The following is an 18,052-nucleotide window of genomic DNA, read 5'->3' as shown; positions in this document are numbered from 1 at the left end:
GTTATATATGCGGTTGCATGCAAGGATTGCGGAATTCACGGTTTGCGTAAACCCATGGCGCGAGGACGTCCCAATCTATCTCAACACCAAGGCCCGGCAGGTCATTGGCCCTTACGTGGCCATGTGCATCGGGGCGAAAGACTTGTTTAGCCCCGAACTCATATGCTTCGAACGGTGCCGCTTGCTCAAAATAGTCGCAATTTGTTTGGGACAGCAACAGATGTAAATTCGCCGCTTGGGTCAGAGTGTAGCCCCAGCTTTGCAATTCGCCCTTCAGTCCGTGCGCGCGTGTTGCTGCCATTGCTGCGACGCCACCGGTAAACCCGCCGATGCCAGTCACATCAAAACGGGTACGGTCCCACGCGCCCATTTGCAGGGCCAGTTGGATCAGATGTAGATCCGGTATCCCGTTGCCGCTGGACAGAACGTCAATATCAACAGCATCCGCCAATGATTTGTACCCAAGCAGGTTGCTGTCCGGCATCGGAGCTTCGAAAAACTCCCAATCAAGACCGTCCAACAAACGCCCCATGCGCAAGGCCTGCGTGGATGAATAAGCACCCTCTGCATCAAGGTTCCAGCGGACAGATTGCCCCGAAAAACTGTCGGTCAACCGTTGAACCAATCGGATGTCGTCTTCTATCTGACCGTAGGGGTGGATCTTTATCGCGCGATATCCTTGTGCCACCCTGTCTTTGCAAAATTCGACATACGCCGCGTCACTGGCCAGCAACGGACAGGACGCATAGGCGCTGATACTGTCACGCGCAGCACCAAGCATTTTGTAAATTGGCACACCTAGGGTTTTCGCCTTGCCATCATGCAAAGCGATATCAAACAACGACGTCGCGATATGCCCCAAGGGAACATATCGTGCGCGCATGTCTTGATAGATCTTCGGAATATCAAAAACGCTTTTGCCCAACACAAAAGGGGCCATAAGGACCGCCGACGAAAAGGCCGTCATATCGAATTCATGCTCTGTATAGGTGGTCAGACCCGCGATGGCCTCAACCCCATTTGACAGGCTTAGATTTGCGATGATCATTGCCTCATGCATGGGCCCCAGATGGGTCCCAAACGTGACCTTGTCAGTGTTAGGGCCAATGGCCGACAGAGTGATCCGATCAACAGTAACGCCATGCGTTTGTGCGCTCTGATCCTGCATCACCCGACCTTTTGTCCCAACTCTTCTTGGCGCTTACGGCTCCAAGCTTGGGTCATCCGGTCGGCGATAATCGCTATGATTGCCATTGCGATACCAGCATTGATACCGACCCCAAAGTTGCCGTCGCTCAACCCGATATAGACCGTCTGCTCTAGGCCGTTGGTGCCAACCAACGCAGCAATCACAAGCATCGCTATACCGTACATGATCGTCTGGTTTAGCCCCAACATCATCACCGGCAAAGCCAGCGGTATTTTGACCTGCCACAGCATCTGGCTGCGGGTTGCTCCGATCATTTGGGCGGCTTCGATAATATGGTCGGGTAGGCTGCGCAACCCGTGTTCGGCATACCGCATTGCAGGCACGATAGCATAGGCGATGATCGCCAAAAGTGCCGTAAACTCACCGATCTTAAAAATCATCACAAAGGGGATGATGATCACAAACAACGGCATCGTCTGCAGGGTGTCGTTGATGGGCCGCAAGATTGCCGAAACAGTCTCATTATGCGCACCCCAGATGCCAAGCGCCGTGCCGATCACGAATGAAATTATGACAGCAATGCCACACAGGTAAATTGACAGCATTGCCTCGGGCCAAATACCTGTAACCACAATAAAGCCGAGGCCAAGCAATGTTCCAATGCCCAAGAATGGCCCACCAATCTTCCAACCCGCAAAGCCGTAAATCAGCAGCACTGCAGGCCACGGCATCTTTGTCAGACCAAAGTAAAAGAAGATCGCAAAGAGCAGCACCACGATCCCGGCCTGAGCGCTCCAGCGTTTTGTGCACCACGCAGCAAGGCCGACCATAACAATGGCGTAACCCACAATATGCACCGTCGTCAGGGCAAAGCCCCATGTGAACGGGCTAACGGCGCCCTGAAGGCCGATCTTGGCAGGCAACATCACAAAGAAGAAGGCAAAGGTCTTAACCGCTTCGATCTGATCGCGGAAATTCGTCACCAAAAAGCTGAGGCCATCGTTCATCACAGAGGCTGGGCTAAACTCAAACGCGCGGGGCCATACGTCGAAAATTGGCAACACCTGCGCGATTGCAAAACATAGGACCGAGCCACAAACCGCAGCGATCCAATATCGGTTGCGTTGGGCAAAGGTCTTAGCCTGCGGATCATAGTCGTCTGAACGGGCGGCCAGACCTGCTGTAATGCGGTCAATGACCATCGCCATCAAGGCTATGACCAATCCCGCCAACAGGCTTTCGCCAAATTGGGCTTTGCGGATGGTCGATAACACCTCCCAACCGATGTCAGCAGTCCCCCCAATGATCGAGGCAATGATGACCATACTCAGCGACGCCATTGTCGCCTGATTGACACCTAGCAAGATTTGCCGGCGTGCAGATGGAACGCGGACTTGCCAAAACAGTTGTCGCGGCGTGGCCCCCGCCATCAAGCCTGATTCAATGACTTCGGATGATACCCCACGCAAACCGACAATCGTGTTTCGCACCATTGGCGGAAAGGAATACAAAACGCTGGCGATCAGGCCCACCACAGTGCCAAAGCCAAACAGCATCAGAATGGGCAGCAAATAGGCAAAAGCTGGGACAGTTTGTAAGATGTCCAACATCGGCATGATCCCACGTTCGGCGCGGTCCGAATAAAAGCCCCAAACCCCAAACGCAAAACCCACCATGATCGCAAGCGGCACCGATATTGCGACCAGCGAAAGGGTGTTCATGCTCTCGACCCAATAGCCCATAATCAGGATGTAGAATACAGAGGCGAGTGTGAACGCAGCCAATTTCCAACCCGATGCGGCGTAAGCAACAACACAAAACAAAAATGCGGTCACAGTCCAAGGCAGGGCCTGTAGCACCCATTGCACACCTTTGATCGGCCATTCCAGAACCCAAGAGATACCAAGAAAGAACCAGCCAAGGTTGTCGACGATCCAAGTCATAATGACATTCAGCCAGTCAGAAATAGGCACAATTAGCGCGTCAGGATATTCGGCCATCCAGCCCAATGTGCCCTGCAAGGCAAGGCAGATCATTGTGATCAGCATCACAGCCAGCCATTGCAGGCTCGTTCGGTCCAGCTTGGGCCCCATTATTTCTGTCCTTGTGTGACAGGGACATTGCAGTTGTCACCTGTTGCGAGGGCCGCCACCAAACCGCGTGCGGTCGCCACCCCAAGCAGGGCGCCAGCGTCATCTTCCACAGCCAAGCCCTCTTCATTTTCGGCCAATTGCAACAGCATGCTTTCAACCAACGCGGACGCGGGAACCTTGGGCAAATGGTCTATTGGCCCGTTTGGGGCTTCGGCAATGTCGGAAGCATGCAGGATGCTTTCCCATGGGACATCGTTGGTGAATTTGCGAATATAGTCATCGACCGGATTCAAGATCAGGTCCACCGGCCGTCCGATTTGCACGATCTTTCCATCCCGCATAATCGCCATGCGATCAGCGATACGCAGTGCTTCTTGAAAGTCATGTGTGATGAAAACGATGGACTTGTGCAGGACCGATTGGATGCGCAGAAACTCATCTTGCATCTGTTTGCGGATCAATGGGTCCAACGCCGAAAATGGCTCGTCTAGAAACCAAACGTCTGGTTCAACGGCCAACGACCGTGCAATCCCAACGCGCTGCTGTTGCCCACCGGACAGTTCTTTCGGGAAGTTGTTTTCGCGTCCTTCAAGGCCAACAAGTTGTATGACCCGCGCCGCCTGCGCATATCGCTCAGCCTCAGAGACACCTTGCAGCTTTAGCGGAAACGCAATGTTGTCGATGACGTTCAAATGCGGCATCAGGCCAAAGCTTTGGAACACCATGCCCATTTTGTGCCTGCGGACATCGATCAGTTCGGCATCGGATTTCTTGAGCAGATCTTCACCATCCAACAACACCTCTCCTGCCGTGGGTTCGACCAACCGAGACAGGCATCTGACGATCGTAGATTTTCCTGATCCAGACAGCCCCATGATGACAAAAATCTCGCCAACGTGGACGTCAAAACTGACATCTGCATTGGCTACAATATGCCCGCCATCGCGAATGGTATCGGCGTGTGCGGATGGGTCATCCATGGCGTGGTTCTTGTCGCCAAAGAATTGATCAGGTTGCTTTCCGTAGACTTTCCAGACGTTTCTGCAGGACAATTTAACGTCTTTGCCATCAAAATGGTCTGGTTTCATCTGGATCTCCTGGGGAATGAAGGGCGGCGGATCGCTTTGGGTCGATCAACGCTGCAAGTGCATGTGGCGAAGGCAAGCGGCGGCGGACTTTATACCGCCGCCGCTCAATTTTGAATGCGTGTTACTGCGTTGCGGCATCAATCCATGGCTGCCAACGGTCCGCGTTATTGGCGATCCACTCAGAGGCAACATCGCTTACGTCGCGCCCTTCACTGTCCACCTGAAGGATAGCGGCGTTTTCATCAGCATTGGTCAGCGTAAGCTCTGTGAGCATCGCAAATGCTGCCGGCCATTTTTCCTCAAACCCACTCCAGACGACGGTGTTGACCTGGGCTTGTGCAAATCCGCACGCAGCTTCCTTCGTTTGGGTTTCTTCTTCGCACTCGCCTTCGACTGCATTCCACTCAACCCAATTGAATTCATGGGCACTAAAAATCCAATGCGGTTGGTACATCATCATCAAGATCGGATCTTTGTTGGCCATGGCCGAGTTTAGCTCTGCAATCATTGCGCCTTCACTGCCACCGGCAATCGGCGTGAACGGCATACCGATTGCCTCGACCACATCACGCGACCGCGTGCCCCAGTCGGCCGGGTAAGTGATCAAGCGACCCTCTGGAAATGTTTCGGCTCCTGCAAATGCTTGAGCGCAATCATAAAGGGCTGTGTAGCTAGGAAGACCTGGGCATTTTTCTTCCATATAGGGCGGGTAAATCCATCCCTCTTTTGGCTCCAACCCAAGATCGCCCACAACAACGATATCGCCAGCAGCGACCGCGTTGGGGTAAATGTCACCGACGTTATTGCTCCAGACTTCTGTCTGAAGGTGCAGGTTGCCCTGCGCAAGGCCAGCATGCTGCGGCAAAGCACCCGCACTGACATATTCGATGTTGTATCCCATCTTCTCCAGCAACTCACCCGCAACCCGGGTCGAGAAGTGCTGTCCGGTCCAGTCGTTCAGGATGACTTTTATGGTGTCCGCCGATTCAGGAATGCCTTGGGCAAATCCTGCTCCGCTGGAAACAACGAGCGTTGACGCGACGAATGCCGCCTTTGTTGAAATTTTAAACATGTAATCTCCCCCCAATGGTTTGCCTGCCAATTTCACATTCAAGCAGGTAGATATATTTCCATCTGTACTAAAAACTTACCATTGGTTTGTTTTTAGTGTCAATGGTTCTTTATTGAACTCTTACCCCAGAGCCCTTACCGTAATAATCAAACAAATAGGAAAGAGGCGCTGACCCATGCGATCAAGCTCCATACGATCTATCCGACGATCTGAGCTGTCACAGGCAACGTTTGAGGCCGTCGTTCGTTTTGGAATTCGCGGGACCACATTGGAAAAAGTCGGTGAGATCGCCGGCGTATCCAAAGGGGTCGTCTTGCACCATTTCAAAGACAAGAGTTCACTTTTGGCGGCAGTGTTTCGCCGCTCGAACACGCTTCTGAGCGAATCAGTTGTAGAGCTATATCGCCATGCTGAATCGCCATACGAGCGGCTATGGGCGATCATCGTTTCGAACTTTCACGAGACGATCTATAACCGCAGGGTTTGCCAGGCATGGGTCTCGCTGATCTCTGAGACACCACACAACAAGCAGTGTCAGCGCATTCAGATCGCCAATAATGCGCGCATTCGCAGTAACCTGTTGAACGAGTTGAAACACTTTTTGGGGCCTGAAGACGCGAAACTTGCGGCACGGCTTCTTGGTGTGCTGATTGATGGTATCTGGGTGCGCAGCGGTTCGCTCTCGGAACCTGTGGAAAGCAAGTTAGCGATCGGTGAAGCTGAATACGCTATTATGAAGCTGCTTCCTAATGACGCCAAAAGCATCGCAAAACACAAAGCTGCCCGAGCCCGGATGGAAACCATCGCGGGGATTGCTCTTGGGTCAAAGGCGTTTCGGGATCGCTCTATTCAGAATTAACCCGAAAGGGTCTTTTCACGCCGTTCGCGAGGCAAAGACCAACCGTTTAATCGGCTCCAGCAGACTCGCTCCTGAAATCAACACGACACCCACAAATTCGCGCAGCCCGAACGGCTCTCCGGCCCAGATCGCCGCTGAAACCGCGCCCACGACCAATTCCGTCATGAACAATAGGCCGACAACGCCGGGGTTCAGGAACTTTGGGCCCCAAAGTGATGCAATGGTGCCTGGAATGACCAACATCACCACAAACAAAAGCAACATCGGAACAGCGGGCAGGGTTTGTGTCCAAGTTGGAACAGAGGCAGGCGTCAGCACCAGTGCGGCACCCCCTGATAAAATCAGACCCCATAGGAAAAACCCAACAGTCAAGTCGACCGCAGAATGCGTTGCATAGATGCGCAGCCTTAGCATCGTGACGGCCCAAAACCCGCCAGCAGCCATCCCCAACCAATCACCAACATTGCGTGGCAGCGGAAATTCGAGCCCCAATCCGAACAAGATCAACATACCAACGACCGCCATTGCCATTGCGGCAATACGCACCGGAATAATCCGTTCTGCTAGGAAAACACGCGCTAGAATGACGCTCCAAATCGGCATCATATAGAACAGCATCATCGCGCGGATCACGTCGGTATACAGAATAGACGCGGCATAGAAGGTCAGCGCTGCACCAGACGTTAGTGCCGTGATTTGAAAGCTCAGGCCACCGAACAAGACCTGCCTCCAGCGCCAGATCAGAATAGGCAAAAGGCACAACGTGGGTACAAGGAAATAGACAGCAGTGACCCACAACCCCTCAAGGCCAGCCTGTTCCAGTCCCCGCAATGGGATCCAGAACAGCCCCCATACCGCACCAGAATAGAGACACGCGAGCGTTGCTCTGCGCTCGATTGACTTATTCATCCCAACACTCCTTTGCCGCTTAGATCACTGACCTTGTGCGCCACCGAACATTTTGCCAAGGCCTTAACGTCTATATCGACCCCAAGACCCGGCTTTTCGGTAAGGCGCGCATGCGACCCTTCTAACGAAAAACCAACCCGAGCAAACTGCGACCCAAAGGCAATATACTCTGGGTAGACCTCAGCCGTCTCTGCGTTGGGAATAGACGCGCAAACATGTAGCATCGCTGCCGCTGCGACGGTCATTGAGTTCCAGCAATGCGGCGACAGCGTCACGCCTTTGGCATGCGCCATGGCAGCAATATCCAACATATCCAACACCCCACCAACACCCGCAATATCAGGGTTCAAAATGTCGGCAGCACCCGCTTCAAGAACGCACTGGAAATGCGGCAGACCACATTGTTTTTCTCCGGTGACGATTCTTAGACCCGTTTCTTGCCGGATATCCGACAATGTCGAAACATACTGTCCGTCAACGGGCTCTTCAAACCAGTACGGGTTGGCGGCGGCGATCAAATTCGAAAACTCTAGCGCCACATCAAGCCGATCCTGAGAATCCAGATCAACCATCAATGCAACATCCTGACCAATGCAATCGCGCACATGAAAAACACAATCCGCCGCTTGCTCGACTTTAAGCCCATGAACGGGATTGAGCGGGTGAAGCTTGACCGCTCTATAACCCTGTTCCACCAACGCGACGGCGCGCGCACCTAGCGTCAATGCGTCGCCACTGGTCGTACTCCAGATGTTGGCGTAAATCGGAATTTCGCGATTTTTCTCACCACCAAGCAATGCATAAAGCGGGGCATTCGCCAGCTTGCCAGTTAAATCCCACAGCGCCATTTCCAGCGCACTCGTTGCAGCCGCATAATCCATTCCTCGATGCTTATCCGCGATCTTGGCTGCGAGTGCGCGAAAGCTCCAGGGGGTAGTGCCCCCTTGCTTCGTTATTTCGTTCGCAAGCGCGTGGATCATCTCGGCCACGGCCGCTTCGCGACAAGGAAGCACAAAGGCTTCACCCCAGCCGCTTTGGCCATTTTGATCTGTCAGGCAAACAAAGAGGAATGGCTTGGCCGTATCCCAATCATCTGCGCCAGTGGGTACGGCTGTGATCCACGTCTCGACCTGCGCTACTTGGATTGGATGAGCATCTGGGTCGATGTTGAACGTGGTGTGTGGCATATCAAATCTCAGTTGTAAGGGTTCGTTTTTTAAAATACTAACCAATGGTAAGTTTCTTGTCTAATGTTATATTTATCTATACATTGGTATGAATATTGATTTGGAGCATGCCTCCTCTTCCCGGTTTCGTACCTGCCAAGGAGCACAACATGAAAAACACGCCTATGGAATTTGACTACATCATCGTTGGCGCTGGCTCAGCCGGTTGCGTGCTGGCAAACCGCCTAAGCAGTGATCCCGAAATTCAGGTTCTGTTGCTCGAGGCTGGTCCTGAAAACAACGCACTTACGTTGAAAATTCCTGCCGCAGTGCTGTCGAACCTCACAAGCACCAAACACAATTGGGCCTTTCAGGGTGAACCAGAGCCCGAATTGAATGGACGTCAAATTCAGCACGATCGCGGCCGAACAATCGGTGGTTCTTCTTCCATCAATGGCATGGTGTTTATCCGTGGCAATGCATTGGATTACGAAGGTTGGCGGCAGTCCGGTTGTGAGGGATGGGGCTACGCGGATGTCCTGCCATACTTCAAACACTTGGAAACCTACAGCGGAGGCGCGGACGACTTTCGCGGCGGCGACGGGCCATTGCATGTGAAACGTGGCAATCCCACAGACCCATTGTCCTTGGCCTTTATCAAGGCCGGTGAAGAGGCCGGATATGAAACCACCGATGACATTAGTGGATTTGGCCAAGAAGGTTTCGGGGTTTTTGACAGCACCGTCCATAACGGTGAGCGCTGGAGCGCAGCGCGTGGATATCTTGATCCAGTGCGCGACCGTTCAAATTTAACCATTGTGACCAAAGCACTGGTCCAACGGCTGAACCTAGAAGGTCGCCGCGCCACCGGCGTCACCTATAAAAATGGCAAGGGCCAAATGGTTGACGTATCAGCGCGAAAAGAGGTGATCCTTAGCGCAGGCGCGGTCGGGTCGCCGCATCTTTTGATGCTGTCCGGCATTGGCCCCGCCGATCATTTGCAATCTATGGGCATCGACGTCAAAGCAGACCTGCCCGGCGTTGGCCAGAACCTCCATGACCATCCCGATTTCGTTCTGAAATTCAAATGCCTGCAACCCGTATCTCTTTGGCCCAAGACGAAAAGCATCTCCAAACTTGCCGCCGGAGTTCAGTGGATGTTGACCCGTGAGGGTATCTGCGGATCCAATCACTTTGATTCAGTGGCCTGCATTCGATCTGGACCCGGCGTGGAATATCCAGACCTGCAAATCTGCATTTCACCAATTGCTGTCGACGATGAAACATGGGCACCTTTGCAGGAACATGCGTTTCAAATCCATGTCGGATTGATGCGTGCGCACAGCAGGGGGAAAATCGAACTTCGCTCTAGCGACCCTGCCGATCCGCCGCGTATTTTCGTGAACTATCTACAGGACGAACGCGATCGCGACTTATTGCGAAAAGGTATCCGGCTTGTACGTGAACTGGTCGAACAACCCGCCTTTGATGGCCTCAAAGGCAATGAGATTTTCCCAGGCGCTGATGCCAATTCCGATGAAGAACTGGATGCCAAATTGAACACTCACACGACCAGCCAATGGCACCTGTCTTGCACGGCACGCATGGGGGCAAAGAACGACAAACATGCCGTCGTCGATGCGACTGGGCAAGTCCACGGGCTGTCTGGGTTGCGGGTGGTTGATGCGTCGATCATGCCCTTTGTGACCAATGGCAACACAAACGCGCCAACGATCATGATGGCCGAAAAACTCAGCGACACTATTCTGGGTAGGGATCCATTGGCACGTATCGATGCAAAGACGTGGCAAAGTACTGACTACGAGACGACCCAACGCTAAGTCGGTACGGCCCGGGCAAAATAGGAATGGGCAGATGATTGGTTTAACATCGCCAATCTGTCCTTCTATGTTCGTAATAGAATTTTCCACGAAGCCCACCAAAAATGAGAGGCGCGTCTCGTGCAGATTTGCGTGGTTCGAAAAATGAAGGCAATAATAATAGAAAGACCTAGGTACAGAGATTTAACGCCCTTACGAAACGGCTAAGCCGACATTCGTGCGTTACGCGGAATTGGTCAAAGAGGGCTCTTTCGAGACATCAACCGCAGCCCCCGTGAACGGCTGGTCTGGGAACTTTGCCAGTCGCTGCACCCCACATTAACGGTTAATATGCGAAGATTTTCTTCCGTCGGCTTCTCGATCATCGCTGCCAAGGTCATACCTGGGCGCTAGCTGCTACAAGGATCGACACGGGAAACGTCGTTGGCGGTACGCAAAGCGATTTGCCGTAGGATCGCGGAAGCAGGTGGAACGCCCCACGAAATAATGGCGGTCAGTGGTCACGTGACGCCGTCGATGGCTCAAAAGTACTATGAGACATTCGGGCGGCGGGACATGGCTGATTCAGCATTTTTGCGACTTACGGGCACGAAAGCGGAACAAAATTTGACGAACCACCCTGAAAGGTTCGTCAAGAATTCATCTAAATCCCTATAAAAAAGGGATAATAAATGATGTTTGGTAGGCCCGGCAGGACTTGAACCCGCAACCAAAGCGTTATGAGCGCTCTGCTCTAACCAATTGAGCTACAGGCCCGCCATGGCTTTGGGTAAATCGCGGGCCGGGAATCGTCAAGCGGGAAGCGATGGGCCACCCGCTTGTTTTTGATTTAAAACTTGAACCGTGCGCCCACCAGCACAGCATCAAGATCGTTCAGGGCAGGGCCGCCGTTTTCATAGCTGTATGTGCGGAAGCCGGCGTATAGCTCTGTGTTGATTTTTTCGATGTTCTGCACAACTTGCAGGCCGTAGCTTTCGGAAGAATCGTTCAGGGATGCGATGTCGGAGCCATCGTAATAGTCGACGGAAAACGCGGTCTTGCCCCATTTCGAAATCTTGTCGGTTTGGTAGCCGACCTTAAGATATCCGAACTCCGGATCGCGTCCGCCTGCATCCAGATCGTCGCGCCCTGCGGCAAGTGTAAGGCTGAGACCCGAAGGTTCGTGCAACCCCGAGATTGACCCGTTGACCCGGCTCAACGTGTCGGTGCGCGAATAGGCCAAGGCCGCCGCAAGTTTCACGGACCCTAAAGTCTCTGCGTACCGCAATGCGATGTCGCCGCCTTCGTTGTCGTTGAAACCTGCCGATAGGCTGAAGCCGCCAAATTTGTTCGTGTCATAACGTACGCGGTCGCGGCGGCTTTGGCCGTCAAAGTTTGCAAACACGGAACCTACGTTGATTGCGGTCAATGTGCCATCAGCCTGACGCAGCAACAGCCCGCCTGCAAAATCCGCGACACCGGAATAGCCGACGACGGTGGTGCCAGATAAATCTTGTTCCGACGTGCCATCAGAGGCGGTTTGGCCTTGGCCGAGGTACAGTGTCCCGAAGTTGCCTGCCAAAAAGATTTCCAGTTTGCGGGGATCAAATTCCAAGCTGACGGATTGTATGTTCTGGTTCACGGATGCTGTAGAATTCGATTCCGTTTGGATTTCGACAACAAAACCGGCTGTCAGTGACCCGACATCGGCTTCACCGTTCAAACGAAATCGCGTGGATGAATTGTCGTTGTCGACGAAAAACGCGTCTGTATCTTCGCCATCGTCTGTCAAAAGGATGCCGCGGTTCAGTTGTCCGGAGAAGGTCAGGCGAAATGCGCTGTCATCGCTGGTGACTTTGATGGGTTTGACCTCGGCCCATGCGCTGGATGCAGTTCCAAGCAGCAGGGCTGCGGTTGCGGTTGTGTAAAGTGTTGATTTCATTGCAGAGACCTTTGTAAGTGTGGCGCACCCGTTGTTCGTCTGGGATCGAACTTTAGGAACGTGTTTACAAAGCTATGCGCCTTTGTTGGGGATGTGGCGTCACAAGGTGCTCACTGCGATGCACCTTCTTGCGTGGGGCTGTGATGTGGCCGTGTGGAAATCGTGATGCAGTTGTGAACCAGTTGGTCTTGAACTCTGGATGCTCTTAGCATTGCGCAAAAGCTGCGCCTCTTGTAACAGGCGTTTAAATGTATCTGATGCCTTGGGGGCCAGCCATGACAGAGCAAAAAAACGCAGTGACCTATGCCGATGCGGGTGTTGATATTGATGCAGGCAACGCGCTTGTTGACCGTATCAAACCGGCAGCCAAACGGACGGCGCGCCCCGGTGTGATGTCCGGTCTGGGTGGCTTTGGGGCTTTGTTTGATCTTAAGGGCGCGGGCTACACCGATCCGATCTTGGTTGCAGCCACAGACGGTGTGGGCACCAAGCTGCGTATCGCGATTGATACGGGGAATGTTGACCACGTTGGTGTTGATCTGGTTGCGATGTGTGTCAACGATCTGGTCTGCCAAGGTGCAGAGCCATTGTTTTTTCTAGATTATTTCGCAACCGGAAAACTGGAAGTCGATCAGGCGGCGCGCATCGTTGAAGGCATTGCACTGGGGTGCGAATTGTCCGGCTGTGCGCTGATCGGTGGTGAGACAGCGGAAATGCCGGGCATGTACCCTGCGGGTGATTTTGATTTGGCGGGCTTCAGCGTGGGGGCGATGGAGCGTGGCGAGGACTTGCCATCAAACATCGCCGCGGGAGATGTGTTGTTAGGTTTGGCGTCGGACGGTGTGCATTCCAACGGGTATTCATTGGTGCGCCGTTTGGTAGAACACAGTGGACTGACATGGGACGCCGCATGCCCTTGGGATGCGGGATCGCTCGGCGAGGTCTTGCTCACGCCAACGCGTTTGTATGTGAAATCCGTGCTTGCGGCCGTGAAGTCGGGCGGCGTAAATGGCTTGGCCCACATCACGGGCGGTGGTTTGACAGAAAACCTGCCGCGTGTGTTGCCCGAAGGATTGGGCGCGGACGTGGATTTGGACGCATGGGAATTGCCAGCAGTGTTTCGCTGGCTGGCGACACAAGGCAGCATGGCAGAAGCTGAGTTGCTCAAGACGTTCAACGCAGGACTTGGTATGATTGCTGTTGTCAAAGCGGATCAGGCCGACGCGATCACGGCTTTGTTGCAAGAACACGGCGAAACCGTTCACGCCATCGGCCATGTCACGCAAGGCGCGGGCATGCGCTACACGGGCACGCTTTTGTGAGCAAACGGATCGGCATTTTTGTCTCGGGTGGCGGGTCTAATATGCGGGCCTTGGTAGAGGCGATGCGCAATGACGATGTCGCCCATGTGGCGGCTGTGGTGTCCAACAATGCGGACGCAGGCGGCATCACTTGGGCCAAAGGGCAGGGGATCGATACGGTCGTTGTGGATCATCGCCCTTTCAAAGGCGATCGGGCCGCGTTCGAGGACGCGCTGTCTGCCGCATTGGCGCCCTACACATTGGACCTGATTTGTCTGGCCGGGTTCATGCGCGTTCTGACGGAAAGGTTTGTGGGCGGATGGCAGGGGCGCATGCTGAACATTCATCCGTCTTTGTTGCCCAAGTACAAAGGTCTTCACACCCACCAACGGGCACTGGATGCAGGTGACACGGTTCATGGATGCACTGTGCACGAAGTCACGCCATTACTGGATGATGGGCCGATGCTGGGGCAGGCCGAAGTACCGGTTCTGGCTGGCGATACCGCAGACGATTTGGCCGCACGGGTCCTTGTTCAGGAACACAGGTTGTACCCTGCGGTTTTGACACAATTTATTCGTGGCAACAAAACCATGTTGCGCCTGCGCTGACTGGTCAAGGACGTGCCAATGGTGTACGTATTGCCGACCGGGCTCATCCCCCCAAAAAGGAACACTGATACGCAATGCGGACTTTGACGACGACCGAAGACTTGGCGGCCTTCTGCCAAGAGGCCCAGACCCATCCTTATGTTACGGTTGATACGGAGTTCCTGCGCGAGCGCACCTACTATTCCAAGCTGTGTCTGGTGCAACTGGCGATGCCCGGAACGGATGACAGCAAGGCCGTTTTGTTGGATCCATTGTCTGAGGGTCTGTCGCTTGAACCGCTCTATGAGCTGTTTCGCGACACTTCCGTGGTCAAAGTGTTTCACGCGGCCCGTCAAGATCTGGAAATTTTCTTCGTTGAAGCAGGCGTGTTTCCAGAACCTTTGTTCGACACGCAAGTGGCGGCCATGGTGTGTGGTTTTGGCGAACAAGTCGGATACGAGACACTGGTGCGCAAAATAGTGCGTCAAGGTGTCGACAAAACATCGCGCTTTACGGATTGGTCACGCAGACCTTTGACGGATGCGCAAAAAACCTATGCTTTGGCCGACGTGACGCATCTGCGTCAGATCTATGAATTTCTGGCTGCCAAACTGGAAGAAACCGGGCGCAGCCGTTGGGTGCAAGAAGAGTTGGGTATTCTGACCTCGCCTGACACTTACATTATTGCGCCTGAAAACGCATGGAAGCGCGTGAAGACCCGCACCAGCTCGCCCAAGTTCCTGTCGATTGTGCGCGAACTTGCAGCGTTCCGCGAAAGCTACGCGCAATCTCGTAACATTCCACGCAACCGTGTCTTTAAAGATGACGCGCTTGTGGAATTGGCCAGCAACAAACCGAAGAATTCTGAAGATCTGGGGCGTTCGCGTCTGTTGTTGCGAGAGGCCCGTAAAGGTGACATCGCAAACGGTATCTTGGCAGCGGTCGAAACGGGTGTGAATTGCGCACCCGACAAGATGCCTAAACCGGACCGGACACGCGAAAAATTGCAGGTTAATCCGGCATTGGCCGATTTGCTGCGTGTGTTGTTGAAAGCAAAAACCGAAAGTGCCGGAGTAGCGGCAAAATTGATTGCGCCGGCTTCTGATTTGGACGCTTTGGCCGGTGGTTTACGCGATGTACAGGCCTTGTCCGGATGGCGGGCAGAGGTGTTCGGTGATGATGCGTTGCGTCTGTGCGAGGGCAAAATTGCCTTGGCAGCCGTGGGCAATGACGTCAAAATTGTAGAATTGGACTAAGGCGCACCCGTCTCAGTCACTCTAGTCAAAATGAATTTTATCGTGTGTTTTTAGCCGTTTAGCGTCTGCGTGTTGTGCGCACGTTGCGTGCTGCTATCACTCGGATTGTGCGGACTTCGCTGAGTTGCTTGTTGGACAATTGCCGCGCCGCAACGACTGTTCGCGTGCGCTGGGTTCCGACGGCAGTGGGTGTTTCGGGGCTACGGGCTTCAAAACGATAGGTCAGAACGCCGTCCACCGCTTCCTCTTCTTCGTTTTCAGGTGTGAGCTGAACTTGATACGCGCCTTGTGTGGCTGTTATGCCCGTTGCGCGGATCAAAGCGCCGCCTGAAACCCGCTCAATGACCAAACCGGTGACTTGATCAATCGGTTCACCCAGATATTCCGCATCTCGGCGGCGCAGGTTTGAAAACAAACCGGCCTTTTGCGGGATCAGGGGATTCACGACTTTGGCCTCTTTTTGTTCAACAGGTTCCGATGTGCTGTTGCCCCAATTCCATGGGTTCACACGGCTTTCCCGGATCGCGCCACAGGCCGTGACGGACATCAGGGAAATCAAAAGAGCAGAAGTGACAATACGCATGCGCAAAAAGCCTGTTGGTTTGTTTTCCTTTTGGTAGCCTATCGGGTGGCCCTTGAAAAGCCTTTGGACAAATGGGTGTGGACCTTTGTTGCGCTGCGGCCTACCTGTGAGCGACAACAGTTTGTGAGGCTGCCATGGCAAGTGAAAGTTTCGAAGAGATCGTTGAGGATTTCGAATTCCTTGAGGATTGGGAAGACCGCTATCGATACGTTATCGATCAGGGCAAGGAAATGCCCCCTTTGGATGACGCGCTGAAGGTCCCTGCCACCAAGGTTGATGGCTGTGCATCGCAGGTTTGGTTGCATCCGACCATTGATGGCGGCCGCATGTACTTTGACGGGGAAAGTGACGCGATGATCGTCCGCGGCCTGATTGCGGTTTTACGTCGGTTGTACAACGGGCTGACCTTGGAAGACGTTCTTGCCGTGGATGCACGCGTTGAAATGGGACGGTTGGGCTTGAACGACCATTTGTCCGCACAACGCTCTAACGGGTTGCGTGCTATGATTGAACGTGTGCGTTCTGTGGCCCAAGCGGGGTAGGGGGCCAGCCCCCGTCCTATCGGACTCCCCCGGGATATTTCAGGCGAAAAGATGCATCAAATTTTGGCAAGTGTTGTTGCCAGATCACCGTAGCCCGTGAAGCGCCGTTCAAACGCCAGCCCCAGTTGTGTGGCCGCGTCTTTCGCCTTTTCCGTCAGCGCCGCGTCGTCCGTTTGCGCCTGATACACAAGTTTTTCATAATTGCCGAAGTACATATCGCGCAGTTCGGGATGACGATCCAGCCCCATGGGTTTGATCACAAATGCATCGAACTGACGTACAAGGAAATCGGTGAGGTAGAAGGTTGTGATCTCGGTCTCGCTTTGTTGCGCAAACCGGTCATTCCCTTCAAAAAAACTGTAGCAATGTGGACCGGCGACCATATCCACGCCCAGTTGATCACAGGCGGATTTCAGCAGCCCGCCGGTGCCACAATCCGCATATACAACAAAAATTTGGGCATAGGTGTCGCGGTGCTTTTCCACGGCTTTTGTCACGTGTTCTGTGATTTTTTCAGGATAAAGGTGATACTTGGCGGGCAAACACGTCAGATCCATATGGTCCCAGCCATTAACGGCCTTCAAATCCAGAATTTCACGCGCCAATGCCCCGCAAGCAATCAGCAAAATGCGTCCGGCTTTTGTGACCGTCAGACCATTTTCGGTCAATGTGCTGTCGTCAATATGCATGCGCTCTCCTGAAAAGTAAAACGCCTGCTCCGGTGTGGCGGAACAGGCGTTTCTATTGCGTTTTAGACCTGTTCAGGCAGACATTTGATTGTGTTTGCGTGACATAAAGTCTTTTGCCGTTTCAACAGCAACAGCCGCGTCACGACAATAGGCGTCTGCGCCGATCGCTTTGCCAAACTCTTCGTTCAGAGGAGCGCCGCCGACCAAAACAACATAGTCGTCGCGAATGCCTTGTTCGATCATCGTGTCGATCACAACTTTCATGTAGGGCATCGTCGTTGTCAAAAGGGCCGACATGCCAAGAATGTCGGGGCCTTCTTCTTCGATCGCGGTCAGATAGTTTTCGACAGGGTTGTTGATCCCAAGATCGACAACTTCGAAGCCGGCCCCTTCCATCATCATCGATACAAGGTTTTTGCCGATATCGTGAATGTCGCCTTTGACAGTGCCGATGACCATTTTGCCCACACGGGGGGCGCCCGTTTCCGCCAAAAGTGGTTTCAGGATAAACATGCCGCCTTTCATCGCATTGGCTGCAAGCAACACTTCTGGCACAAACAAAATGCCATCACGGAAGTCGGCGCCCACAATGGTCATGCCGCCAACAAGGGCTTTGGTCAGGATGTCGTAAGGTTCCCATTTGCGTTCCAGCAAGATGTTAACACCTTCTTCGATCTCTTCTTTGAGGCCGTCATAAAGGTCGTCAAACATCTGTTGAACCAGTTCTTCGTCGTCCAGTTCTGACAGGATGATATCGTCTTCGTCTGACATGTTGTTTCCTTTGGTATAGGCCGGACCCAGTGCACCGGTTTTTTTCCGTTTTGACACAATGTCGCATGTTCACTTTTCGAATTACGACATCGTCCGGTTCAATGGCGACTTGTCACATTGAATTTTTCTGACGTGATGCGGGGAATGTGTGTAACCGGATGCTATTTCCCCTAATCCCCCTTTGTGACTTGTCGCAATAAAATCATACCCTTGTCGCATCA

16 protein-coding genes and 1 tRNA gene are annotated in these 18,052 nt (G+C 53.4%); 6 read left to right on the top strand and 11 right to left on the bottom strand.

What is annotated here, in order from left to right; translation table 11 throughout:
* Position 1: 1 nt before the first annotated feature.
* From ABJL60_RS06910 to ABJL60_RS06895, 4 genes are all read right to left on the bottom strand, one after another.
* Positions 2 to 1,168 carry an enolase C-terminal domain-like protein gene (locus ABJL60_RS06910; protein ID WP_348373649.1) on the bottom strand — a complete coding sequence of 389 codons (1,167 nt, stop codon included), beginning with the start codon at positions 1,166 to 1,168 and terminating at the stop codon, positions 2 to 4.
* Complete coding sequence (locus tag ABJL60_RS06905; protein WP_348373648.1) at positions 1,168 to 3,243, bottom strand: ABC transporter permease subunit; 2,076 nt, start codon at positions 3,241 to 3,243, stop codon at positions 1,168 to 1,170. Before ABJL60_RS06905 ends, ABJL60_RS06910 begins: the two co-directional genes overlap by 1 nt.
* Complete coding sequence (locus ABJL60_RS06900; protein WP_348285409.1) at positions 3,243 to 4,331, bottom strand: betaine/proline/choline family ABC transporter ATP-binding protein; 1,089 nt, start codon at positions 4,329 to 4,331, stop codon at positions 3,243 to 3,245. The genes ABJL60_RS06905 and ABJL60_RS06900 overlap by 1 nt, the downstream gene beginning before the upstream one ends.
* A 121-nt stretch (positions 4,332 to 4,452) precedes the next feature.
* Positions 4,453 to 5,403, bottom strand: coding sequence for an ABC transporter substrate-binding protein (locus tag ABJL60_RS06895; RefSeq protein ID WP_348373647.1), 951 nt, complete (start codon positions 5,401 to 5,403; stop codon positions 4,453 to 4,455).
* A 175-nt stretch (positions 5,404 to 5,578) separates the two neighbouring features.
* Here ABJL60_RS06895 and betI point away from each other — a divergent pair, with 175 nt between their 5' ends.
* The gene (gene betI / locus ABJL60_RS06890) at positions 5,579 to 6,262 is read left to right on the top strand and encodes a transcriptional regulator BetI (protein WP_348285411.1); all 684 of its coding nucleotides are present in this window, start codon (positions 5,579 to 5,581) and stop codon (positions 6,260 to 6,262) included.
* 15 nt (positions 6,263 to 6,277) lie between these two features.
* Here the strand turns inward: betI and ABJL60_RS06885 are convergent, their stop codons facing one another.
* Together ABJL60_RS06885 and ABJL60_RS06880 are read right to left on the bottom strand one after the other, a co-directional pair.
* Complete coding sequence (locus ABJL60_RS06885) at positions 6,278 to 7,171, bottom strand: DMT family transporter (RefSeq protein WP_348373646.1); 894 nt, start codon at positions 7,169 to 7,171, stop codon at positions 6,278 to 6,280.
* On the bottom strand, positions 7,168 to 8,358 hold the full coding sequence (locus ABJL60_RS06880) for a mandelate racemase/muconate lactonizing enzyme family protein (protein ID WP_348373645.1): 1,191 nt from the start codon (positions 8,356 to 8,358) through the stop codon (positions 7,168 to 7,170). Before ABJL60_RS06880 ends, ABJL60_RS06885 begins: the two co-directional genes overlap by 4 nt.
* 149 nt (positions 8,359 to 8,507) lie before the next feature.
* Here ABJL60_RS06880 and ABJL60_RS06875 point away from each other — a divergent pair, with 149 nt between their 5' ends.
* Positions 8,508 to 10,178, top strand: coding sequence for a choline dehydrogenase (locus ABJL60_RS06875; protein ID WP_348373644.1), 1,671 nt, complete (start codon positions 8,508 to 8,510; stop codon positions 10,176 to 10,178).
* Between the two features lie 679 nt (positions 10,179 to 10,857).
* Here the strand turns inward: ABJL60_RS06875 and ABJL60_RS06870 are convergent.
* Both ABJL60_RS06870 and ABJL60_RS06865 read right to left on the bottom strand, forming a co-directional pair.
* Positions 10,858 to 10,934 (bottom strand) — tRNA-Ile (locus tag ABJL60_RS06870).
* A gap of 73 nt (positions 10,935 to 11,007) precedes the next feature.
* Positions 11,008 to 12,099 carry a porin gene (locus tag ABJL60_RS06865; RefSeq protein ID WP_348285415.1) on the bottom strand — a complete coding sequence of 364 codons (1,092 nt, stop codon included), beginning with the start codon at positions 12,097 to 12,099 and terminating at the stop codon, positions 11,008 to 11,010.
* A 275-nt stretch (positions 12,100 to 12,374) separates the two neighbouring features.
* Here ABJL60_RS06865 and purM point away from each other — a divergent pair, with 275 nt between their 5' ends.
* The 3 genes from purM (at position 12,375) to rnd (ending at position 15,246) form a co-directional block, all read left to right on the top strand.
* Positions 12,375 to 13,421 (top strand): phosphoribosylformylglycinamidine cyclo-ligase, encoded by a 1,047-nt coding sequence (gene purM, locus ABJL60_RS06860; protein WP_348373643.1) that lies wholly within the window; start codon positions 12,375 to 12,377, stop codon positions 13,419 to 13,421.
* Positions 13,418 to 14,011: a phosphoribosylglycinamide formyltransferase gene (purN, locus tag ABJL60_RS06855; RefSeq protein WP_348373642.1), complete on the top strand. Its 594-nt coding sequence runs from the start codon at positions 13,418 to 13,420 to the stop codon at positions 14,009 to 14,011. Before purM ends, purN begins: the two co-directional genes overlap by 4 nt.
* A 74-nt stretch (positions 14,012 to 14,085) precedes the next feature.
* Positions 14,086 to 15,246: a ribonuclease D gene (gene rnd / locus ABJL60_RS06850; protein ID WP_348373641.1), complete on the top strand. Its 1,161-nt coding sequence runs from the start codon at positions 14,086 to 14,088 to the stop codon at positions 15,244 to 15,246.
* 58 nt (positions 15,247 to 15,304) lie between these two features.
* Here rnd and ABJL60_RS06845 read toward each other — a convergent pair whose 3' ends face one another.
* Entirely contained in the window at positions 15,305 to 15,829 is a 525-nt protein-coding gene (locus ABJL60_RS06845; protein WP_108828225.1) for a hypothetical protein, read from the bottom strand.
* A gap of 134 nt (positions 15,830 to 15,963) precedes the next feature.
* Here ABJL60_RS06845 and ABJL60_RS06840 point away from each other — a divergent pair, with 134 nt between their 5' ends.
* Positions 15,964 to 16,371: a SufE family protein gene (locus ABJL60_RS06840; protein WP_348285419.1), complete on the top strand. Its 408-nt coding sequence runs from the start codon at positions 15,964 to 15,966 to the stop codon at positions 16,369 to 16,371.
* A gap of 56 nt (positions 16,372 to 16,427) precedes the next feature.
* Here ABJL60_RS06840 and ABJL60_RS06835 read toward each other — a convergent pair whose 3' ends face one another.
* On the bottom strand, positions 16,428 to 17,060 hold the full coding sequence (locus ABJL60_RS06835; RefSeq protein WP_348285420.1) for a DUF1638 domain-containing protein: 633 nt from the start codon (positions 17,058 to 17,060) through the stop codon (positions 16,428 to 16,430).
* Between the two features lie 72 nt (positions 17,061 to 17,132).
* Entirely contained in the window at positions 17,133 to 17,831 is a 699-nt protein-coding gene (locus tag ABJL60_RS06830; RefSeq protein WP_108830091.1) for a B12-binding domain-containing protein, read from the bottom strand.
* Positions 17,832 to 18,052: the final 221 nt, after the last annotated feature.

This window comes from Ascidiaceihabitans sp. (assembly GCF_039986515.1).
Taxonomy (GTDB): Bacteria; Pseudomonadota; Alphaproteobacteria; order Rhodobacterales; family Rhodobacteraceae; genus Ascidiaceihabitans.
This window is presented reverse-complemented; position numbering and strand designations above follow the sequence as displayed.